We start from the raw sequence: 19,901 nt of genomic DNA, 5'->3' as shown, positions 1-19,901 counted from the left end.
TTTTTGAACACCTTCAGTTAATTACTTATTCAATTCATCCCACGGGACACCATTTAAATCATTAGCATCAAACGTACCAGTTTCATAAGTTGAATCAGAATTTTTTATTTTCCCCCCGCCAGTTTTTTCACCTGTAGTAGATGTTCCACCAGAAGAACTAGGGGACTTTTTAGGAACAGCAGTTGATTTTTTAGGCGAACTGGATTTACTTTGGCGGTGATTTGAACCGCCATTACTCACGTATTTCTTTTTTGGCTGAACATGACTTTTTGAAGGACTAGAAGAACCAGTTGTATTTCTATATACTTTTGTTTGTTGTTTTTTCACAGGAGCATTACTAACACTACTATTGCTATTCTTTTTCGGTTCACTGACAGCAACAATTCTTTCTTTTTGTTGCGGCTGCTCACTAACGACCTGTTTTTGCTGCTTTTCGACTTTCTTTACCTTTTTAGGCTTTTCCTTCTTAACTTCTTTTATCTCTTTTACTTCCTTCTTCTTCACTTGTTCTTTTTTCGGTTTAAGTTTCTTAGTTTCCGCCTTTTCTTTAACAATAGCTGTTTTTGGTTGGTGTTTATCTTGTGTCTGCTGCTTTGCGTTTGCAGCAGAGAACCCCCAAATAGTTCCACCAACTAATGCGCCCGCCAACCCTAGACTAATTACAACTTTTTTCGCTTTCATAGTCTCCCCGACTCCTTCTTTTTTCGTTTTATTCTTAATACAATTATACCATTTTTTGTAGTATTTTACATCAAAAACTTTAGTTTTTTTCCAAATAATTGATGTAATTTAGCACCTTATTATACACCTGTCTCACACTGGTTCTTTCTATAAATACCTTGGTACTGGTCATCCTTCCATCTTTCATAAACTTAGTTTTATAAAAGGAGTATCTATATTCCGAAAATCCTTTTATACGTTCCCCCTCTACAATCAAAAACCACTCACGACTCAATTGCCTTTCATACACCAAAGAAGGAACACCAACCATAAAACCCAAATTATTCAGCCTATGATCTAACCCTTTCCATTGGCTCATGATGGTTCACCTATTCCACCAGTCAACAACAAAAGCAATTCCATTATGCAGGAGTAAAAAAACTAATAGAAACATGCCAACGATATAGAAGAAAGACATTTCTAAATCGCACATTTTCCTAATTAATCTTTTAAGCAAACTATCCTTTTTCACATAATGATATATATTCGTAAAGATCACACATAAAGGACCAAACACAAAAATAGTTATTCCTAATGCATTCATCAAATCACTTTGTTCAACATAAAGAAAAGACGCTAAAACAGCCACTAAAAGATAAAAACTCAACAACAAAGAAAGTATCGGAACTAATATTGAAAAGCAGTTAAAAGCGAATTTTTGATACCCTTCATACTTCATACGGCTTCATCCTTCTTAAAGGAGAGATCAACGTCCCTTGTTAATACTAAAACTGCTTCAGCAATGTTTTTATAGTTAGGCTCATTGGACTCAACAACAAGAATTTTTGTGTTTAATTTACTCGCCAAAGTCATCCCCCCATACTTACACAGCTTCATCCAATCGAAGCCTTTTGAAATTCAAAACAACATAATCACCTTTCTGTTCAAAGGAAGTTATGAAAGTGATCCTCCCCAAAACAAGCCTTCCTGTATACTGTCCTTCCTTATATTCACGTAAACGAACGATATCACCTACTTGAAAATCTCTGTCATTTTTGCGAATTTCAAAACCCTTTATCCCTGTTTTTAATGCCCAAAAAAACTGGTGCATTATTTTAAGGTCATGCACTGTTTCATTCAAAACAATCCCTTCCTTTCATCAAAACAAAAAGGACAGTCTTTTGACTATCCTTTAAGAACTCATCCCCCTATTCCCCCGATTCTTCGGGGGACTCCCTCGCCGGTAGGCAGCTCAAAAGGTGTGATGACCTTTTGAGACATTAAAAGGGTTTGGGGGCGCTGATTGTTTCAACTCCTTAATGCTCCCTACGGTGCGCTTACCGTTGACACAAACGATATACGCATCACCTGTGTTTATTAGCAGCAAGCACCTAAAATCAAACCACCATTTCATGAATTGGCGTTAAGAATGTTTCCAACATCTTTTCATGCTTATCTTGCAACTCTGCGTTTATTATCATGTCAGACAAATCATTTTGACCTGTTGCTCTATCAGCTTCTAAGATCATCTTCATTGTGGGTGCACAGCTATTTTTCAACCAGTTACGGGACTTTTCATAAAAGTCCTTTTCCGGCTTCATGTACAAACTCAGTTTACCCACATCACCGACAAATCTTGACCAAAATTCACTTGGTTCCCAAAATCGCCTGTCTCTTTCGTTAGGATCAACAAACTTTATATAATTGTTGATGATCTGCAATGCTATATAAGTTAAATCTCGTTCCTTGATCAACTCACACACAGCCGTTTGCGCTCTATCATTTTTCAAACGGATTTCATATCTATTCCAATCCTGAATTTCTTCATACGGAATATTAAATTTTTCAGCTTGTTCATGTCCCTTTTGATAGAAGCACAAATACGCTTCCGATTTTTTAGAACCGAAATACATAGTTGTTCCACCCAATAGCCCATCGTTTAAACTGAATGAACCATTATAGTCCGACTTTCTAAAACGAGAAATACATTCACCTTGTTGAGCTTTTTGTAATAGCTCGGGAATTGAAAAATATGTTTCTTTATCGTCAATGGCTAAGTCCAATCTTGTGAATTTACCTTTTCTATCAAGACACTCTTGAAAGAAATCAAACCATGTCTTTTTTCGGCAATCTAGGAAGGATTCGAACTGTCTGCATCCTTTACCAGAAAACTCTATCAAAGTTCCTCTGTCATCACCTTCGGTACTGTAGAACACTTTAATCATATCCATTTCCCAAGTGCCCACATAACCATAAAAGCCAGTTTGTTTCTCTGTCATGAAATCCTTATTGATGTGCAAAATATTTTCGATAATGTCATCTACATCATGTGTTTTAAAACTAACACGTATGTAGTCAACCATTGATACTAAAGGATTTTCAGCACTTTCTATTCTATTCATTTTACATTACTACCCCCCTGTTAGCGTGGGGGGGTTTCATTTTCCCCGTCATTCGCTGCGCTCACTCCTCCTAAGTCACTTCGGGCGCTTTCGCTGTCGCTTGCGGCTGTCGCCGCCTGCGCGCCCTGCGCTCCTTCCTTAGCAAGTCGGATTTCTTCAATAAAATCATAACCTTTTGGTATCAAAGGGCTATAAAATTCCATAATATTGTCCGATCCTGCATATGCATAGCCTCTTCCTTTAATATCTTTAGTTACAAATGCTTTATCTGTGTCACCGAAAAGCATCCCATAACCTGTATCAAACATTTTTCCTAAAGATACTCGGAAATTGAACTGGTCTCTTATTCCGTCAGCAAAATACTTCGCATCTGGACGTTGCGCTCCTGCAACGAGAAAAAAGCCTGCCTGTCTTCCAAGCATGACTATTTGCTTAATATCTTGAATCGCTTTATCACGCTCCTTAAAATCTAGCATATCCATAAACGCCACGTACTCATCAAATATGATAAAAACAGGCTTAAATCCATAATAAGCATAGTTTTCCCCAGTTCTATAATTCGGATGACTTTTCATATCCTCCATTCTCTGCATCATATCCTCAACAGAATTTTTCAAAGTCATCATAATACCGCCTTTACGAGAAAACACCTTCCTTTCAAAAATTCCTTCTAAATCAGCCAAATCGGCATTTTTAGGGTCTAATATACGTACATCCGCACCAAAAGCAACAAAAGACTTTACAAGGGTAAGAATGAAGTATGTTTTCCCCCCACCTGTGCCACCACTAATAAGCATGTGCGGTAACGAATCAAAATCCCATTTAATATGTTTCATTAGTGTCATAGAACCTTTTTCAACGACCGCTTCATCGATTGATATGCGGTTTCTTCCTGCATCAAATAGCAACTTATAGGTGTAATAACCTTCTTCCATATCAGTTGAGACCAAATCGCAAAATAACCCATTTTCAAATTCCTTGTTCAATTCCATAAACCTTTGTTGAAAGCGACTCATATCCATAGCAATTTTGATAATAATATAATGATTATCCTTGACCCTATAATAAAACCTAGGAAAATAGGAGATTTTTTGAATCATCCTATCAGTCACCTTACTCTTTACGTTTTTTGTTTCATAGAATTTATTAGAAAATATCATTCGTGCTATTTTCTGCCTATGATAAATTTTTTTGTAGTTATGATGAAAGATGAAATACCACACAAAAATTAAAGCCGCAGGTACTATGAGAGACACCAATAAACTCTTAATAATTAACGGCTTATTAAAGGTGAAGTTTTGAAATGTAGCCTCTAAACCCTTATCATATATAATCCAAAGATGATCTTTCCAAAAGAGTATCATGAGCAACAAAAAAACAGGTACACTTATTAATGCACCTGTTTTCACCACGTTATTTTTATGTCTAGGACGAATCTTTGTCCCTTTATACTTCCATAGCTTAGAAATGGTCATCCACCCCTAACACTATTACTTTTTATCATTTGTCGCTGGGGCTGATGGTGTTACTTTTGCAGCATTAGCATTTGAGCCTTTAAGAATAATATCATCAGCAACAACAGTCCACGACACATTAGCAAAGTTTCCATTGGCACGTGCTTGCGCTTTAATAATTGGATTTACTAATTCAACACTACTCATAAAATCAAACTCTTTAAGTTCGACCGTTGCGGGCAATGTAACTTCAATTTGACCACCTTGACAGCTAGACCCTAAGTTATAAGTTCTTGATTCCAATTGATCCGTTCTTTGGTTACGTACTCTATCAAAGACGAATCGATCACGATTTAAGCCCATAAATTTAACTTCGCCGAAAGTTTCTGAAATATTAGGTACAATAAATTTCAATTCCATTATAAATCTCCTCTTTTTACGTGTTCATCACGATTTTTATTTTTCAATAATTTTAACTAACTTTGGATTAGCAAAACCACGTTCTTTAAAATAGAGGCGAGTTCTTCCCTCACCTATGCTGACTATTCGATCTACAGTAAGAATCTTCTCTTCAACAGACTTCCAAAATGCATGAATAATTATCACTTTCGTTCCAATTGAACCTTTTTTACCTTCTGAATCTCTAAAATATTGGATGGTCATTTAATGCCCTCCAGATTTATATTTAAAAAAGAATCGCTCCGACTCTGAATCTGTCCTCATGGCGCTTATCAGTCGCTCACAGCATAGCCAGTCATGGCAACCTAGTAGATCATTTATGATCATCAAGCTGCTTACAGCTATTTCGCACGCTTCTTCTAGCCTGCTACAGTATTTGAAACATGATTACTGTTAATCGTCAAATACTCACGCATGACTTTTGATCAAAAATCACATATAATAAAATTGTCTAGGTTTTATTATGAGTGTTCTTGATACAGTCAAGGACGCTTTTTTTGTCTGTATGTATTTTTCAAGGAACATCATTCCTTTTTAAACAGATACTCCACTCACATATGGGCCATTCAAAAGAATAACTTTTGGTTTACCGCCGAATATGACTGGTGATTCGTCAACAAGAGGCACCCTAAAATAATGCGTCGGCTTCCCCTCTGAATAAAACGTTTGTCTAAACCATTGATCAAATTCCTCATATTCTTCGTGCAGTGACTCATCAATCTTTTTTTGAATTACTGCTGCTAGAGCAAATGTAATTGGTTCTTTTTCATTTTCAAACCTCTTTAAGGATTGATCGAAAAATTCTAAAAGGCTCAATTACTTCACAACCTCTCTTTTCTCTCACGCTTTATAGTGGTGTAAACTCACACTATTCATTTAGCGAGAAGAGAAGAAATTTCTTGCATTCCGACATTATAATGTTTTTTGATTCGTCGAAATGACATCCCTTTTAGTAACAACTTTTCAATTACTTCTCGTGTCAATGGCTGCGATAAATAATGCTCTATGTACACTTTATTAAGTGCCATCTTCATTCTCGCTGACCAATTCCCTTCAAGCTGCTTTGCTAATGATACAGCCTTTTTCATTGTGTCTTTTGTTTGAGAATAATTCATTAGCCTGTCACCTTTTCTCTACTATCTGAATAAAGGTAACTTTTTTCAAAATAACTTTTGTCCACTCTACCTCTAACAACTTGATACCCTTGCATTGTTAACTGCGCATTTAATTTTCTAATGACTTCGTATGCAGTTGCCTGTTTAACATTCAATATTCTCTGGACATCTTTGACGTTTAAAAAACTCATCATATCGCCTCCTGAAATATGCGTATAATCATTTCTTAACCTTATATTAAATGAGTATACGCATAAAGTCAACATAAAAAATGCATATTACGCATAAAAAACTGATGTTCATTGTTTATTTTATTACTATATGTAATATTATAAGAAAAAAAGAGGTCGGAAATATGAGTTTTGGTTATAAATTAAAAACTTTAAGAAAATCAAAAAAACTTACCCAAAAAGAACTTGCACATCTTTTATATTTAAGTCAAAGTTCTATTGCTCGCTTCGAGAATGAAGAGATACTTCCAACAAGTGACACATTAAATAAAATTGCTAACTTCTTTGATGTTTCCACTGACTATTTATTGGATCGCCCTAGTAAAGAAAGAAATAATTTAGAAAAGGCTATTAATGAAGCCATTGAAGAATTAAAAGAAGAAAAAACACTTATGTTCCTCAAAAATGGTGACATTGATGAGGAAACAGCCAATCTAATAAAAAAAGCTTTAAAAAATGGCATTGAGTATGCCGAGGCCATGAAAAAGAAAGAGTGATAAAGATTTATACAGACAAAAGAATCAAACACAAAGTACAACACTTATTAAAAGAGCATAATGGCAACGACATTTATAATATTTGCCAATCCTTAAATATACCAATTCTTAAAAACGACCTAGGCACCGTAAGAGGTTGTTTACAGTATCATGAAAATACAGATACCTATCTCATACACATAAACTCTAATTATGAATGGGAAAAATTCGGAATAGCTCACGAACTAGGACACTACTTTTTACACAAAGATTTAAACTCTTTTAAATTACACAATTGTTCAATTGAGTTAGAAAAGAAATTAGAAGATCAAGCAAACGTCTTCGCTGCTGAACTTTTATTACCCGACAACTTAATAAACACATTTACTTATCATCTAAATAAATGGAGAATACAACAAATTGCCTTTCTTAATGACTTACCAGAATTTATTGTAGAACAAAAAGCTGCTCAACTTAGGTTGTTTAATCCAACTCCTCAAAACTTTCAGAACGTTGGGAAAATAATTGTATAGAAAGGAGTTTAAGATATGCCTATAAAAAAAATGTCTAATGGAAAATATAAAGTGGATATAAGTGTAGGCTTCGATCCCATAACCGGAGCAAGACGAAGAAAAACTAAAATTGCCAGCACCAAAAAAGAAGCCGAAGAAATTTATTACCGCATTAAAAGTAAGTACCGAAATGGTGAATTAGATTATGAAAAGAATGCAAATTTTAAATATTTATTAGCTCTATATTTTAATCATATGGAACAAAATTTAAAAGAAGTTACTGTACATAACAGAACACTTTCGATTAATAAACATATCGTTCCATTCTTCAAAGATTCCCTTGTAAATAAAATCACTTACACAGAAGTAACAAATTTCAGGCAACATTTAATAAATAAAGATTTAAAAGTATCAACAATAAATCAAATTATGATAATTCTACACAACATTTTTTCAATAGGAATTAAAGAAGGAATTGTTAAAAAGAATCCTTGTGTTGATGTAAAAAATCTTCGAGACACTTCTAATAAAATAATCATCTGGACTCCTGAAGACTTCAAATTGTTTATAAACTTTCTGAAGCCAAAACAAAATTATTATAAGACACTATATACATTCGCATATTTGACAGGCACAAGAATAGGAGAAGCACAAGCAGTAACTTGGGAAGATTTAGATACAATAGAAGGAGTAATAAACATCAACAAAACATATCACAGATTAAACCAAAAAAATATTGTCACTACACCGAAAACACCCAACTCTATAAGATCAATCAGCATCAACAAAAAACTAACCGATATGTTACTAAAATGGAGAAAACAGCAAAAAAATAAGTATGATGAATTAGGTTTAATTCAAACACCACAGACTCCAATCTTTGAAAAAGATGGGAAAATCCCCAGCACTCATTATATCAACCAACTCATCAAAGAAACTTGCCACAAGATAAATGAATCAACAAGTCAATCTTTAAAAGTAATTAAATTTCATGGCTTTAGACATTCACATGTTTCACTACTAATACATCAAGGTGAAGAATTACTATTGATTTCCGAACGCTTAGGACACAAATCAGTAACCTTCACTTTAGATACCTATGGACATCTCTTCCCTAGCAGACAAAAGCAGCTTTCGAAGAAATTAGATTCTTTGTCGTTCCTTTAGAAATGAGTACAGCTCATTTCTTTTTTCTTTATTGAGAACAAAAAAATGGAGTATTGTACTCCACAAATACTCCATAACTAATAAAATACATATAATTTAAGGCATTTTTACATAATTAACATAGCTGAAATAAGCATTTCTATCAATAAAATCTTAATTAACAATAAGCATTGTAGTGTAATTGAAAATGATAGTCAACTGATAAGATAAATAGGGGAAAATCGTTGTATATTGACTTTGCTTTTGGTAAAAATTATTTCTTTCTTTATAAGAATTTGCTAACCATTTATTGATAAGATAATCTTATGAAAATGGTAAAAAAAATCGTATTTTATTTATAGAGACTTTTGTATTATAGTGAAGATAACAACATTTCACTTACTGAACAAACATATAGGAAGAAGGTTTACATGTGATGAAACAAGGAAACAGCCTTCGAACCGATCTCATTCTGATTGCGATAAGCGGTTTAGGTGGATTTCTTTTGTCTTTAACAGGAATGTCTATTGGCTGGATGGTTGGTACATTAATCACAGCAGCTTTTATTGCCATGCGCCGCCCCACCCTGTTTCAGCGTAAAGGAACTAGCACCTTACGTATTCACAGCAGATGGCTGCTCCTTGGTCAATTCATTCTCGGAATCGAACTCGGACAGAAAATGAATATGAAGGTCCTTCACATTTTCGCTGAAAATTGGCTCCCTGTGAGTTTCATGCTCGTCTTTTCTATTCTACTGGCGATGCTCTCAGGCTTTGTCTTATGGAAGCTGAGCAAAACAGATATGCTGACAAGCTTTGTCGGAACTGCCCCCGGCGGTTTATCCGCTATGCCGGGGATTGCCCAAGAGGTGGGAGCAAATACAGCTGTTGTGAGTCTCGTGCAAACGATACGTGTATTAATGGTTGTACTCACTATCCCTTTTACAGTGTTTTATTTAAATACAAAAAACGAAGCGGATGCGGTTGTAGCTACGCAAGGAAGTGCCTTTTCTTCGGGCGTTTTCACCCTGTCAAACATCTCTTGGACCGCTGCACTTATTTTAGGTGCCTGGCTCATGTCACGCCTGGCAGTTCGTCTTCATTTCCCTGCCCCTTGGCTGATCGGCAGCATGCTAGGCGTCGCAGCTCTTCAAGTTGGTGCGGGCGCACTCATAGGTTATGATTTGATTCCTTATTGGCCGGCACAAGCGAACATTGCGTCTCAAGTATTTCTAGGTGCAACCATCGGATCAAAAATGAATAAACAGATGTTTGTTGGACTAAAAAACACTCTCATTGTGGCTGTCGTCAGCTCAGCCGGGCTAATTGCTGCGACTGTCCTCAGCTCTATTGCCATTGCTGAGATTACAGGCATTTCTGTCATTACAGCCATTCTTGCCTTTTCGCCTGGCGGTATTGCAGAGATGGCAACAACAGCGGTCACACTTCACGAGGATTCTACCTTTGTTGTGGCTGTACAAGTCGTCAGAATTATTCTCGTCATTGCAATGCTGCCACCGTTTTTCCGGTTCTTACATCATGTCTGGGCAAAAAGGCAGCCTGATTATAAAGCCGCAAAATAAAAAAGAGACGCTTTGCATATGCAGAGCGCCTTTTTTATTCGCTGGTATTCCTTTTGACACCGACGACTTGATCCTTTGAAATGGTGCCAAAATGCCGGCTGTCAAAGCTATGTATTCGGTTATCTCCAACCACAAAGTAATGATTGTTTTTGATTTTATCGTCTCCTGTGATGGCTTTCAGCTGAAAATCTCCTGTCAGGACGTTCCCCATTTTATGTTTTTTCTGCTCTTTTAAATAAGGTTCCTTCTTTTTTTCACCATCGACAAATAACTGATCATCTTCATACTTGATCGTTTCTCCTGGGAGTCCAATGACCCGTTTGATCAAGATTTGATTTTTAGGTCCGTGAAATAACACATAATCAAACCGGCTAATTTTCGTGAGTTTTGGCGAGAACTTATTGATTAATAATTCTGTTCCATCTGTAAAAGTTGGGTCCATACTAACCCCTTCTACTTTGTACGTGACAAACATGAAATTCTTTACTTGGAACAATAAGACGATGCCTGTAATAATCATCAACCATAGCAATGGCTTCTTTTTCATTAAGAGCCTCCTTTGTCCTCACGCTTGCTCATTCGAATGTTCAACCTATTTTCTACTCTCTTTCCAACATACCATAATAACGCGATAACTAGAACCGCAAAAACACTTCTTAACGGATTCTTAACTAAAGCAGAAAGATCATAGCCAATAAAACTAATGATAAAAAGCATGACACACTTGCCAGATAAAGCAGCTAATGAGAATTGCCAAAAGCTAATTCTTGATAAACCCGCTACAACATTGACAGCAGCAGAGGGCGTGAAAGGAAAGCAAAGTAAAATAAATAACGGACCAAACCCTCGCTTCTCCACCCAAAGCATCAATTTTTTAATGGAAGGATGCCTACTGATAAAGTTGAGCATTCTCATCTGTCCAAATTTTCTGATCAGCAAAAAGACAAGAATAGACCCTGCACTTGCGCCAATCCAGGTCAATAAAAAGCCTTCCCAAAGGCCAAATGCATTTGCATTCGCTACAGCAAACGCAACGAGTGGTAAAAACGGAAGAAATGCTTCTATTAAGGGTAGCAATATGGCCACAATCGGTCCAAAGGCCTTGTAGCTTTCAAAAAATGATGTGATATTTTCATGAGTAAATAGGGAAAGAAATGATGTCAACTTCTTTGACTCCTTCAAGGTTTGTCTACTTTTCATTTTACATGGAAAACATAAAAATATACAAATGAATCCACCCTGCCCCCTTGAGATTGGTTGACTCATTCGATATAATAAATAAGAACAAGTGTTCTATACATATATAAAGAAAGCAGGCTTGGACATGACGAGACTATCAAGAATACAGCTTCAGATGATGGAACAGGCCATCTTTCTTCCAATGGTCATCTCCATCCTCAATCGTGATTTGACTCACTTAAAACAACATCAAACATTTAAACTAAATGAACCATACATTCAGCTTGTGACCTCTGCCTTAAAGGAAGCACAGAAAGCACTTTATGAACTGAAGCAGCATTTACGTAAAGAAAAAATGAAGGTACAGCAAATTGAACACGATGAAGGATTTACAACTTATCTATTTATCATAGATGGCTATGAAGAAAAGCATAAATACTTTAATCCACGTATACGCCACCGGGTAGAGGAACTGCTGACTCAGTATTTTCTTCATCAAGCGAACTGAATTTGCTTCATTGTCGCGCTTACCCATTCAAAGCAAAAAGCCTGCCACAGCGGCAGGCTCCTACTTATTTATGATAATTCAAGCTGTTCTCTCAGCTCTGTTCTCACTTCTTCTAATCCAGCGCCATCTAACTCAAAGTAATACACATTCCCAGGCTGATAATCATGGCCCTTCAGCTGAATGGTATCCACTGATTTCAATGAGCTCAATAACGGGAAAAGACCGATAAACTGCTTCATGGACAGATTGGTTGAAACATTATCACCAAGTGTATCAATGATGTTGTCATATGACGGGATCGAAGAAATGGATTTAGATTTTTCAAAGATGGCTTGAAGTGCTTCCATTTGGCGCTTTCCGCGCATGAGGTCACTGTCTGCCTTTCTCGTTCTCACAAAGGCTAATGCTTCTTCACCATTTAATGTATGGGCGCCTGTCTGCACATGAACTTTTCCCTTTGAATCCTTTTCCATTTGTTTTGCGATACCTTCATCTTCAATCGTGACGTCAATTCCATTTAACTCATCCACAATGTCTTGAAACGCCTTAAAGTTCCCTGAAATCACATAATCTACAGGAATGTTCAGCAAGTTTTCGACCGTTTTGACTGACAAATCTGCACTCCCAAACGCATGGGCGTGGGCGATTTTATCATATCCTCTTCCCGGTATATCAACATAAGAATCACGAGGAATACTGAGGAGCTTGATGGTTTTCTCTGTTCGGTTCACCGCCGCCAGTAAGACCGCATCACTTCTTGCTTCGTCTACCGTTTCACCTGGACGGCTGTCAATTCCAAGCAGCAGCACCGAGAAGCTGTCTTTTCCTGGATCAAAAGCTTTCACACGCTTTTGCGAGGTGTCTCCTCTTTCTAATGACACTTGCGCCTTATCCGACGCTTTTGAAATTTTATAGTAAGCATATCCTGTCACGGACACTGCCATCACCATGACAAAAGCCATGATAAACAGCACGGCTTTCACCCAAGGTCTCAGCCTTCTTTTTGATCTTGTTTTTTCCTTCATCCTTTCCGAACCCTCACTCTATCTTAGTCTATCAATGTAGGTTCCACTATAACATATTTTGATGAAAGTTTCCTGCACGCAACATATTTTTATGAATCCACAATAAAAAAAAGCCGCTCAGTATGAGCAGCTTTTCTTCCATTATTTTTGGTCAATTCCTTGTTTTACTTCATCAATCATGGCAGTCAATGATTCAAGGCCGCCGCCAGATAAATACCACATGTCAGAGTTCAAATACACCACATGGTTGTTTTTGACCGCTTTGACTGATTTCACATAATCATTTTCAACAAGCTGTTTCGCAGAAGTTTCTTCTCCGATCGCTGCGCCTCGATCAATGACAAATAAGTAATCCGGATTCGTTTTGACCATGTACTCATATGAAATGCTTTGTCCGTGTTTGTCAGATGGCTCAAGCTTTTGATCTGCCGGCGTGATACCAAACACATCATGGATGAGTCCGTATCTTGACTTAGCACCAAAGGCTGTCATTTTACTGTCGTTGGCCATGATCATTAAACCATTCTGTTTCAACTCTTTTGCCTGTTTCTTTAATGCATCTACTTTTTGATCAATGGCTGCTAGTTCTTTTTTGACTTCGTCTTCCTTATCAAAAATTTCCCCTAACGTCGTGGCATTCTTTTTAAATGATTCCATATAGTTGGCAGTGTCTACATCCATCAAAATCGTAGGAGCAATTTCAGAAAATTCATCGAATGCATCTGATTGACGGTTCTGGATAATGATCAAATCAGGATCTAACTCTGCAATTTTTTCGAAGTTCGGCTCTTTTAAACCGCCGACATTCTCATATTTGTCACCTTCATATTTGGATAAATATTTAGGCACGACTTGTTTTGGTAAAGCTGTCACATCCACACCTAGTTTGTCCAGCGTATCAAGACTTCCCATATCAAACACGACGACTTTTTTCGGGTTTTTCTTGATCTTCACGCCGTCTTTATTGAGCATGTCTTTTACCGTGACGGTTTCCTCTTTTGTTCCTTCTGTTTTTCCTTGGTTCCCGCAGGCAGCGAGTACAACAATCGCTGTTAATACAGTCATCATCCATTTCCATTTTTTCATACTTGATCACCTCTTCATTTTTTTAGGAAAAATATAAGCAAATACGCTCACCGTGAATGACTTCAATCGGTATGCGCATGTCATAAATTTGTTCAAGTGCATCTGTTTGAATCACTTCTTCTACTCCGCCTTCTTTGATCACCTGTCCATCTTTTAAAGCGACGATATGATCGGAATACACAGATGCAAAGTTAATATCATGGAGAACCACAACAATTGTTTTCCCAAGATCTTTGACGAGCTGCTGAAAGAGCTTCATCATCTCAACAGAATGATTCATATCCAAATTGTTTAAAGGCTCATCTAAGAAAATATAATCCGTATCCTGAGCCAGCACCATCGCAATAAAGGCTCTTTGCCTTTGTCCGCCGCTCAGTTCATCTACATATTGATGCTGGATATCGGCAAGCCTCATGTATTGAAGAGACACATCGATCATCTTCTCATCTTCTTTTGTCAGATAGCCCTGTGAGTAAGGAAAACGGCCAAAGCTGACAAGCTCCCGTACGGTCAGGCGCACACTCATGTGATTGGCCTGCTTTAAAATGCTCATCTTTTTCGCTAGCTCCTGCGGAGGATACGCGCTATATGGTTTGTCCTGTAAATAAGCTGCACCTGTGTCTGGCTGAATCAGGCGGCTCATGATGGACAAAAGCGTGCTCTTACCCGCACCATTTGGACCAATGAGAGAGGTCAGCTGTCCTTTTTTCACACTGACAGTTGTTTCGTGAAGCACTGTTTTTCCGTTATATGTCTTACTGACTCCCTTCATCACGACCATGAACGACTCTCCTTTAAAAGTAAGTAAATAAAATACAATCCGCCTACTAAATCAATCAGGACACTCAGCGGCGTTTGAAAAGTAAATACCTTTTCGACAAGAAACTCCCCGCCTACAAGGGCAATCACACTGATGAAAAAAGAGCCTAGCAGCAAGTACGTATGCCGGTATGTACGAAATAGCTCTCTTGCCACGTTCACGACGAGTAAGCCGAGGAACGTAATCGGTCCGACAAGTGCTGTTGCGATGGACACAAGAACGGCTATCACGATCAGCATCTTTTTTGTGATGCTGTCATAGTCAATTCCCAGATTCACCGCATGCTCCTTCCCAAGTGACATGACATCTAATTTGGAGCGGAATGTCCAAATGTAAAGGCACAGCGCCGCAAATAAAACAGAAGCAATGAGTAAGATATCTGTGTTCATGTGATTAAAGCTTGCAAAGGATTTATCTTGTACGACCTGGTATTCATTTGGATCAATCAGCATTTCCATAAAAGAAGAAAGGCTTTTGAACAATGTCCCAAAGACAATACCAACAAGCAGAAGCAAGAAAATGTGTTTATTTTTGCGTTTGAACATCACCGTATATAACAGCACAGAAAATAGAATCATCAGCCCAACGCAAAGGAAAAAATTCAGGTTTTTATTGACGATCATAAAATTGGCCGAGCCAAACAGATAAATAATCGCTGTCTGCAAAAACAAGTACAGTGCGTCTAAACCCAGTATGCTCGGCGTTAAGATTCGATTGTTGGTCAAGGTTTGGAAGACAACAGATGAAAAGGCAATCGCGCCTCCCGTCAATGTCATCGCCAGCACTTTCTTTAAACGACTTGGCACTGTGTACGGCCAGTACCCCATTTGAAAGGTAATGAAAATCACGATCAGCACGGCTGCAATGGCTGCAATCAGGCATAATGTACGTTTCTTATGCATAGCGTTTCCTCCTTAATAACATGTACAGGAAGATCGCACTTCCGACGATGCCTACCATGAGCCCAACTGAAATTTCATATGGATAAATGATCACCCTTCCGAGCACATCACAAATCAGAACAAAAATGGCTCCTAGTAAGGCTGTATGCGGAAGGCTCTTTTTCAAGTGATCGCCGCGGTAGATCGATACAATATTCGGAATGATTAAGCCTAGGAATGGCAACATTCCGACAGTTAATATGGTGACAGATGTAATCATCGAAACGATCACCAAACCAACCGCCATCACACGTTTATACGTTAAACCTAAGTTGATGGCAAAGCTCTCACCCATACCCGCCACTGTAAAGCGGTCAGCATATAAATACGCGATGATCAATAGTGGAACACTCACATAGAGCAGTTCATAACGCCCCTGAACAATAAGAGAAAAATCCCCTTGAAGCCATGCAGATACGTTTTGGATCAGATCATATTTATAGGCTATAAACGTAGATATTGAACTGACAATCCCGCCAAACATTAAGCCGACTAACGGTACATAGATCGTATCGTTCACCTTAATATGCCGCAGGATTTTTAAGAAAAGAAGATTCCCAGCTAAAGTAAATAGAAACGCGATTCCCATTTTCATGAGCGGGCTCGCATGTGTAAAAACAAGCATTGCTGCTAAAATACCAAGCTTCGCCCAATCCATCGTTCCTGCAGTGGTTGGTGAAACAAATTTATTCCTCGTCATGCTTTGCATAATAAAGCCGCATAAACTAAGGCTCATGCCAGCAAGCACAATACTCATGAGACGCGGGATGCGACTTGAAACTAACGTATGTAATTGTTCATCTGTTAAATGAAACATCTGTAAAATGGACAGATCCTGTACACCGACAAACAGTGATACACATGCCAAACATACAAATAATAAACTTAATTGATACAACTTCATACTGGTTTCTCTCTTTCTATCAAGCTCTTTCCGCTAAAAATGATTATCATTATCAATTAAGCGACAGTTCATATATTATCATATCTAGTAAAATATTCAATAGCAGATTGAGAAAGACGGAAACTCATGAAAAAACAGCCTGCGGCAGCGGCTGCTTTTTCACCATTATTGAATGCTCACTTGAAATTGTCCTTTCAATTCCTCTTCTGCTTCTTGAAATAACTGCCTTACGCTTTCTGCATACTCGCCAAGAGCGTCTTTGCTCGTTTCAAAATTTACCCATGTCAGCTCTATTGGAAGATTTACTTCTCCTGTCAAACAGTCCCATAGGGCATCAAGATTTTTCCCGTAATAGTCAGGAAGGTGTAAAACTGTTTTTAGTTGGTCATGAAGCTCTTCTTGCGACCTGCACGATGCGCCGTCCAGCTGCAATTTTTTCATGTCATCTTCCCCTCTCATGCCTTTATTTTAAACGAACAGAAGGAAAAAGAGAAAGCGGGACTCCTCACTTTTGTTTCTGTCTGACACTTGAGATCAAAAGGATGAGACAAGCAGCCAAAACGACCAAGAAAAAGACGGTTAACACCATCTGGGTCCCGTACAGATCAGCAAAAAGACCGATAAAAACACTCGGAATACCCAGGCCTAAATAGGCAAACAAGTAAAACCCTGCAACGGCTCTAGCTGCCTCCTTTTTCCCCCGTTCGACAATAAGCTGAAGACCACCTAAATAAGTAAATCCATAGCAGGCAGTACCCGCAAGCATCGTTCCGGCAAGCACAAGAAGGATGGACCCGCTATTTGCTCCAAATAGCAAAAGGCCGTATCCGCATGGAAGACAGATAAACCCGGCAAAGAGCGCTACTGTGCTATTCATCTTTCGAACAAAAGGCTGCATCAGGACACCTGCCATATTAATCAAAAAGAGTGCCGGCCCTACCCATAATTCATATCCATTCAATTTAAGCTGTGCTGGCAAAACCGAAATGACGAGGCCGCACACCGACCACGCGATGGCAATCGCTGCATTCGCCGGCATTGTTCCTTTTGGAAATGTTGGCATGTTCATCATCGGTTTACCTGAATCTCCTTGTACAGGCGGAACGAAAAAGAAGACACCCACGATGGTTAGGATTAAAAGGCCCAGCACAATCCAATAGCTAAGAGGCGCAAGCGACATACGCTGAAAAGAAAGCAGTGCCGTAAAAAGAGCACCGCCCCCAAAGCCAACCGAACTGCATAACGCAATAAAAGTTGGAATCCAGCTTGATTTTTCTGGATATAAAGCAATCAAATAAGCGGTGCATGTGCCAACACTCAGGCCAAGCCCCACCCCTTGCAGTAGCCGGGCCGCAAAGAGCATTTGTATGGTAGGGTGCACGATCATCAATAGGGTAGCACATAACGAAAAGCTTAGCGCGACCAATAAAACCGGTTTGCGTCCAGCCCGATCAGATATGCCGCCAATAAAAAGCAAGACTGGAATCAGTCCGAACACATATGCAGCAAATACAAGTGCTGTAGCCGCCTTTCCGTACCCTGCTTGTTCGGCATACAACGTATAAAGGGGCACTTGCAGATTCACTGCGGTCGTAATCATAAAAAGACCAAATAAAACGAATATAAATGGAATGATGGATAGGTGTGCTGTTTCTTCTTTAGATGCAGGGATCATTTGACTCTCTCCTCTAGTCATAAGCATATGAGAACAGTGTACACACCTTTTGGCTTACTTCCTATATCCAAAAATGATGCTATTGACCACTCCATAATTCCGTGTCATCATCATGTTATATGTGACAATGAGAGAAGGTGTCCGATGTATATTTATTTAGACCGCTCAAGTACAACCCCGCTCTGGCAGCAAATCGTGACTGGGATCATTCAACAAATTCATTCACAAAAACTGAATCCTGACGATCAGTTAACACCAACACGGGTATTAGCACAGGAGCTCAATGTATCAAGATCAACTATACAGCTTGCCTATGATGAACTGCTGGCAAGAGGATATGTCAGCACATCTAGAAGAGGCGGTACAAAGGTCATTTCGAGTGACCACTATGCAGCCTCCACTCCCCATCAAAGTGAGCCGCCTTTCCCTCTTCCGGTAAGACCACACTTTCAAGAGGCGGAGAAACAAATGGACCACTGGCTGTCGGCCAATCAATTTCATGAGAAACTCGATATTGATTTTCGACATCAGGAGCCAGCCATCGATGAACATTTTCAAAATATATGGAAACGGTCGCTCACGAAAGCATTACAGCGATTAGATATGAAAGATTGGGGCTATTCCTCCCCGCACGGATTATGGGAAGTACGTTCAGAAATACGCCAATACTTATCTGTAGAACGCGGAATCGATGTAGAAGAAGATCAAATGGTGTTAACAGGTGGCACGCAGCAAGCCATTGATTTGATTTCACAGGTATTGCTTAAAAAAGGCGATACAGTAGCTGTTGAAGATCCAGGCTTTCCTGGGGCAAGGCTTTCATTTATGCATCGTGAAATGAACATTTATCCCGCACCCGTCGATGAAGAAGGAATCATGGTGAATACAGTGCCACGGCAAACAAAGCTGATTGCGGTGACGCCCTCCCATCAGCGTCCAACCGGTGTATGTATGAGTGTCAACAGAAGGCAGCAGCTGCTGAAATTTGCTGTCAGCCATCAGTCTTATATACTAGAGGATGATTTTGATGGAGATTATCGTTATCATGGCGGACCGCTTCCTTCATTATTTTCAGAAGCACCCGACCATGTGATTTACATCTTAAGCTTCTCCAAGGTGCTGACACCCGGCATCCGCCTTGCTGCCATTATCGGCTCCAAAGCGGTCATAAAAGAAATCGCTTCCCTGCAATCACTCATTCAAAGACAGCTGCCCATTATGGAACAGATCACACTCGCTTCTTTTTTCAGAGAAGGAGAATTCACGCGATATGTCAGGCGAATGAGACAGCTGTATAAAAAAAGACAGGCTGCTATGATGGATGCCCTTTTGACACAACACTTTGACAAGCACTTTCATATCTATGGAACCGATACGGGTCTTCATGTCTTTTTAGAAGGAGCGCCAGACTTTGACGAAAAAGGCAGTATTGAAGCAGCCAAAGCAGCGGGCGTTGGCATTTATCCATTAAGTCCTTATTGTTTTGAGAGCAATCGAAAGGGATTACTGCTAGGCTTCGCCTGTACGGACGAAAACATGATTCAAGAGGGTGTCCGCCGCTTAAAGCAAATACTTTATATGTAAAAAAAGCCTGGAAGTCGGGACTGACCCCCGTTTTTGAGACAGGGATCAAAACACCTTTATACAGCCAATTGCCGATAGTTTATCGGTGATTGGTTGTTTAGTTTCGTTTGAATACGAATGTTGTTATAATAATAAATGTATTC

27 protein-coding genes and 1 pseudogene are annotated in these 19,901 nt (G+C 38.8%); 6 read left to right on the top strand and 22 right to left on the bottom strand.

Annotated features, from left to right (window positions below; genetic code table 11):
• Window positions 1-21: 21 nt before the first annotated feature.
• The 12 genes and pseudogenes from C6Y02_RS13205 to C6Y02_RS13155 all read right to left on the bottom strand — a co-directional run bounded on the left by C6Y02_RS13205 (window position 22) and on the right by C6Y02_RS13155 (window position 6,281).
• A complete protein-coding gene (locus tag C6Y02_RS13205) occupies window positions 22-681 on the bottom strand; it encodes a hypothetical protein (RefSeq protein WP_106031454.1) in 660 nt (219 codons plus the stop codon).
• 79 nt (window positions 682-760) lie between these two features.
• The gene (locus C6Y02_RS13200; RefSeq protein WP_106031453.1) at window positions 761-1,039 is read right to left on the bottom strand and encodes a hypothetical protein; all 279 of its coding nucleotides are present in this window, start codon (window positions 1,037-1,039) and stop codon (window positions 761-763) included.
• A 6-nt stretch (window positions 1,040-1,045) separates the two neighbouring features.
• On the bottom strand, window positions 1,046-1,399 hold the full coding sequence (locus C6Y02_RS13195; protein WP_106031452.1) for a hypothetical protein: 354 nt from the start codon (window positions 1,397-1,399) through the stop codon (window positions 1,046-1,048).
• Window positions 1,396-1,527, bottom strand: a complete 132-nt coding sequence (locus tag C6Y02_RS19625; RefSeq protein WP_262982273.1) for a hypothetical protein — start codon at window positions 1,525-1,527, stop codon at window positions 1,396-1,398. Before C6Y02_RS19625 ends, C6Y02_RS13195 begins: the two co-directional genes overlap by 4 nt.
• Window positions 1,528-1,543: 16 nt before the next feature.
• Window positions 1,544-1,801 carry an ASCH/PUA domain-containing protein gene (locus tag C6Y02_RS13190; protein WP_106031451.1) on the bottom strand — a complete coding sequence of 86 codons (258 nt, stop codon included), beginning with the start codon at window positions 1,799-1,801 and terminating at the stop codon, window positions 1,544-1,546.
• A gap of 256 nt (window positions 1,802-2,057) precedes the next feature.
• Window positions 2,058-3,114 (bottom strand): annotated as a pseudogene (locus C6Y02_RS13185) (replication initiation factor domain-containing protein).
• The gene (locus tag C6Y02_RS13180; protein ID WP_106031450.1) at window positions 3,083-4,537 is read right to left on the bottom strand and encodes an FtsK/SpoIIIE domain-containing protein; all 1,455 of its coding nucleotides are present in this window, start codon (window positions 4,535-4,537) and stop codon (window positions 3,083-3,085) included. The pseudogene C6Y02_RS13185 and the gene C6Y02_RS13180 overlap by 32 nt, the downstream one beginning before the upstream one ends.
• 15 nt (window positions 4,538-4,552) lie before the next feature.
• Complete coding sequence (locus C6Y02_RS13175; RefSeq protein ID WP_106031449.1) at window positions 4,553-4,936, bottom strand: YdcP family protein; 384 nt, start codon at window positions 4,934-4,936, stop codon at window positions 4,553-4,555.
• A gap of 36 nt (window positions 4,937-4,972) precedes the next feature.
• A complete protein-coding gene (locus C6Y02_RS13170; RefSeq protein WP_106031448.1) occupies window positions 4,973-5,179 on the bottom strand; it encodes a hypothetical protein in 207 nt (68 codons plus the stop codon).
• A gap of 330 nt (window positions 5,180-5,509) precedes the next feature.
• Entirely contained in the window at window positions 5,510-5,791 is a 282-nt protein-coding gene (locus C6Y02_RS13165; protein WP_106031447.1) for a hypothetical protein, read from the bottom strand.
• A gap of 56 nt (window positions 5,792-5,847) precedes the next feature.
• Window positions 5,848-6,090, bottom strand: coding sequence for a hypothetical protein (locus tag C6Y02_RS13160; RefSeq protein ID WP_106031446.1), 243 nt, complete (start codon window positions 6,088-6,090; stop codon window positions 5,848-5,850).
• On the bottom strand, window positions 6,090-6,281 hold the full coding sequence (locus C6Y02_RS13155) for an ICEBs1 excisionase (protein ID WP_306744906.1): 192 nt from the start codon (window positions 6,279-6,281) through the stop codon (window positions 6,090-6,092). The genes C6Y02_RS13160 and C6Y02_RS13155 overlap by 1 nt, the downstream gene beginning before the upstream one ends.
• 164 nt (window positions 6,282-6,445) lie before the next feature.
• Here C6Y02_RS13155 and C6Y02_RS13150 point away from each other — a divergent pair, with 164 nt between their 5' ends.
• From C6Y02_RS13150 to C6Y02_RS13135, 4 genes are all read left to right on the top strand, one after another.
• A complete protein-coding gene (locus tag C6Y02_RS13150) occupies window positions 6,446-6,817 on the top strand; it encodes a helix-turn-helix domain-containing protein (RefSeq protein ID WP_073979209.1) in 372 nt (123 codons plus the stop codon).
• The gene (locus tag C6Y02_RS13145) at window positions 6,814-7,329 is read left to right on the top strand and encodes an ImmA/IrrE family metallo-endopeptidase (protein WP_106031445.1); all 516 of its coding nucleotides are present in this window, start codon (window positions 6,814-6,816) and stop codon (window positions 7,327-7,329) included. The genes C6Y02_RS13150 and C6Y02_RS13145 overlap by 4 nt, the downstream gene beginning before the upstream one ends.
• A gap of 15 nt (window positions 7,330-7,344) precedes the next feature.
• Window positions 7,345-8,475: a tyrosine-type recombinase/integrase gene (locus C6Y02_RS13140; RefSeq protein WP_106031444.1), complete on the top strand. Its 1,131-nt coding sequence runs from the start codon at window positions 7,345-7,347 to the stop codon at window positions 8,473-8,475.
• Window positions 8,476-8,890: 415 nt separating this feature from the next.
• Window positions 8,891-10,036 carry an AbrB family transcriptional regulator gene (locus C6Y02_RS13135; RefSeq protein ID WP_060595948.1) on the top strand — a complete coding sequence of 382 codons (1,146 nt, stop codon included), beginning with the start codon at window positions 8,891-8,893 and terminating at the stop codon, window positions 10,034-10,036.
• Between the two features lie 34 nt (window positions 10,037-10,070).
• Here C6Y02_RS13135 and lepB read toward each other — a convergent pair whose 3' ends face one another.
• Both lepB and C6Y02_RS13125 read right to left on the bottom strand, forming a co-directional pair.
• Window positions 10,071-10,583: a signal peptidase I gene (gene lepB / locus C6Y02_RS13130; RefSeq protein WP_034663490.1), complete on the bottom strand. Its 513-nt coding sequence runs from the start codon at window positions 10,581-10,583 to the stop codon at window positions 10,071-10,073.
• On the bottom strand, window positions 10,583-11,200 hold the full coding sequence (locus C6Y02_RS13125) for a TVP38/TMEM64 family protein (protein ID WP_034663493.1): 618 nt from the start codon (window positions 11,198-11,200) through the stop codon (window positions 10,583-10,585). Before C6Y02_RS13125 ends, lepB begins: the two co-directional genes overlap by 1 nt.
• Window positions 11,201-11,360: 160 nt before the next feature.
• Here C6Y02_RS13125 and C6Y02_RS13120 point away from each other — a divergent pair, with 160 nt between their 5' ends.
• On the top strand, window positions 11,361-11,723 hold the full coding sequence (locus tag C6Y02_RS13120) for a YhjD family protein (RefSeq protein ID WP_060595947.1): 363 nt from the start codon (window positions 11,361-11,363) through the stop codon (window positions 11,721-11,723).
• Between the two features lie 68 nt (window positions 11,724-11,791).
• Here C6Y02_RS13120 and C6Y02_RS13115 read toward each other — a convergent pair whose 3' ends face one another.
• From C6Y02_RS13115 to C6Y02_RS13085, 7 genes are all read right to left on the bottom strand, one after another.
• Window positions 11,792-12,748, bottom strand: a complete 957-nt coding sequence (locus C6Y02_RS13115) for an LCP family protein (protein WP_106031443.1) — start codon at window positions 12,746-12,748, stop codon at window positions 11,792-11,794.
• A gap of 141 nt (window positions 12,749-12,889) precedes the next feature.
• The gene (locus C6Y02_RS13110; RefSeq protein WP_106031442.1) at window positions 12,890-13,834 is read right to left on the bottom strand and encodes a siderophore ABC transporter substrate-binding protein; all 945 of its coding nucleotides are present in this window, start codon (window positions 13,832-13,834) and stop codon (window positions 12,890-12,892) included.
• 22 nt (window positions 13,835-13,856) lie between these two features.
• Window positions 13,857-14,615, bottom strand: coding sequence for an iron ABC transporter ATP-binding protein (locus tag C6Y02_RS13105; RefSeq protein WP_106031441.1), 759 nt, complete (start codon window positions 14,613-14,615; stop codon window positions 13,857-13,859).
• Window positions 14,606-15,556: an iron chelate uptake ABC transporter family permease subunit gene (locus C6Y02_RS13100; protein ID WP_034663507.1), complete on the bottom strand. Its 951-nt coding sequence runs from the start codon at window positions 15,554-15,556 to the stop codon at window positions 14,606-14,608. The genes C6Y02_RS13105 and C6Y02_RS13100 overlap by 10 nt, the downstream gene beginning before the upstream one ends.
• Complete coding sequence (locus C6Y02_RS13095; protein ID WP_066031073.1) at window positions 15,549-16,499, bottom strand: ABC transporter permease; 951 nt, start codon at window positions 16,497-16,499, stop codon at window positions 15,549-15,551. The genes C6Y02_RS13100 and C6Y02_RS13095 overlap by 8 nt, the downstream gene beginning before the upstream one ends.
• A gap of 165 nt (window positions 16,500-16,664) precedes the next feature.
• On the bottom strand, window positions 16,665-16,940 hold the full coding sequence (locus C6Y02_RS13090; protein WP_106031440.1) for a barstar family protein: 276 nt from the start codon (window positions 16,938-16,940) through the stop codon (window positions 16,665-16,667).
• 64 nt (window positions 16,941-17,004) lie between these two features.
• Window positions 17,005-18,174: an MFS transporter gene (locus C6Y02_RS13085; protein WP_106031439.1), complete on the bottom strand. Its 1,170-nt coding sequence runs from the start codon at window positions 18,172-18,174 to the stop codon at window positions 17,005-17,007.
• Between the two features lie 144 nt (window positions 18,175-18,318).
• On the opposite strand from C6Y02_RS13085, the gene pdxR reads away from it, so the two are divergent.
• Complete coding sequence (pdxR, locus tag C6Y02_RS13080) at window positions 18,319-19,758, top strand: MocR-like pyridoxine biosynthesis transcription factor PdxR (protein WP_060595941.1); 1,440 nt, start codon at window positions 18,319-18,321, stop codon at window positions 19,756-19,758.
• A 56-nt stretch (window positions 19,759-19,814) separates the two neighbouring features.
• Here pdxR and C6Y02_RS19180 read toward each other — a convergent pair.
• Window positions 19,815-19,901 (bottom strand): IS3 family transposase (locus tag C6Y02_RS19180; RefSeq protein ID WP_133257282.1); only part of this gene is annotated, 87 nt, incomplete at its 5' end.

The organism is Bacillus sp. NMCC4, from assembly GCF_002998555.1.
GTDB lineage: Bacteria > Bacillota > Bacilli > Bacillales > Bacillaceae > Bacillus.
The sequence above is the reverse complement of the archived record's forward strand: the minus strand, read 5'-3'. Positions and strand labels throughout refer to the sequence as shown.

Coding starts and splice junctions, on each gene's coding strand:
- C6Y02_RS13205 (WP_106031454.1), bottom strand. CDS start 681: ATGAAAGCGAAAAAAGTTGTAATTAGTCTAGGGTTGGCGGGCGCATTA.
- C6Y02_RS13200 (WP_106031453.1), bottom strand. CDS start 1,039: ATGAGCCAATGGAAAGGGTTAGATCATAGGCTGAATAATTTGGGTTTT.
- C6Y02_RS13195 (WP_106031452.1), bottom strand. CDS start 1,399: ATGAAGTATGAAGGGTATCAAAAATTCGCTTTTAACTGCTTTTCAATA.
- C6Y02_RS13180 (WP_106031450.1), bottom strand. CDS start 4,537: ATGACCATTTCTAAGCTATGGAAGTATAAAGGGACAAAGATTCGTCCT.
- C6Y02_RS13175 (WP_106031449.1), bottom strand. CDS start 4,936: ATGGAATTGAAATTTATTGTACCTAATATTTCAGAAACTTTCGGCGAA.
- C6Y02_RS13170 (WP_106031448.1), bottom strand. CDS start 5,179: ATGACCATCCAATATTTTAGAGATTCAGAAGGTAAAAAAGGTTCAATT.
- C6Y02_RS13160 (WP_106031446.1), bottom strand. CDS start 6,090: ATGAATTATTCTCAAACAAAAGACACAATGAAAAAGGCTGTATCATTA.
- C6Y02_RS13155 (WP_306744906.1), bottom strand. CDS start 6,281: ATGAGTTTTTTAAACGTCAAAGATGTCCAGAGAATATTGAATGTTAAA.
- C6Y02_RS13150 (WP_073979209.1), top strand. CDS start 6,446: ATGAGTTTTGGTTATAAATTAAAAACTTTAAGAAAATCAAAAAAACTT.
- C6Y02_RS13140 (WP_106031444.1), top strand. CDS start 7,345: ATGCCTATAAAAAAAATGTCTAATGGAAAATATAAAGTGGATATAAGT.
- C6Y02_RS13135 (WP_060595948.1), top strand. CDS start 8,891: ATGAAACAAGGAAACAGCCTTCGAACCGATCTCATTCTGATTGCGATA.
- lepB (WP_034663490.1), bottom strand. CDS start 10,583: ATGAAAAAGAAGCCATTGCTATGGTTGATGATTATTACAGGCATCGTC.
- C6Y02_RS13120 (WP_060595947.1), top strand. CDS start 11,361: ATGACGAGACTATCAAGAATACAGCTTCAGATGATGGAACAGGCCATC.
- C6Y02_RS13115 (WP_106031443.1), bottom strand. CDS start 12,748: ATGAAGGAAAAAACAAGATCAAAAAGAAGGCTGAGACCTTGGGTGAAA.
- C6Y02_RS13110 (WP_106031442.1), bottom strand. CDS start 13,834: ATGAAAAAATGGAAATGGATGATGACTGTATTAACAGCGATTGTTGTA.
- C6Y02_RS13105 (WP_106031441.1), bottom strand. CDS start 14,615: ATGGTCGTGATGAAGGGAGTCAGTAAGACATATAACGGAAAAACAGTG.
- C6Y02_RS13100 (WP_034663507.1), bottom strand. CDS start 15,556: ATGCATAAGAAACGTACATTATGCCTGATTGCAGCCATTGCAGCCGTG.
- C6Y02_RS13095 (WP_066031073.1), bottom strand. CDS start 16,499: ATGAAGTTGTATCAATTAAGTTTATTATTTGTATGTTTGGCATGTGTA.
- C6Y02_RS13090 (WP_106031440.1), bottom strand. CDS start 16,940: ATGAAAAAATTGCAGCTGGACGGCGCATCGTGCAGGTCGCAAGAAGAG.
- C6Y02_RS13085 (WP_106031439.1), bottom strand. CDS start 18,174: ATGATCCCTGCATCTAAAGAAGAAACAGCACACCTATCCATCATTCCA.
- pdxR (WP_060595941.1), top strand. CDS start 18,319: ATGTATATTTATTTAGACCGCTCAAGTACAACCCCGCTCTGGCAGCAA.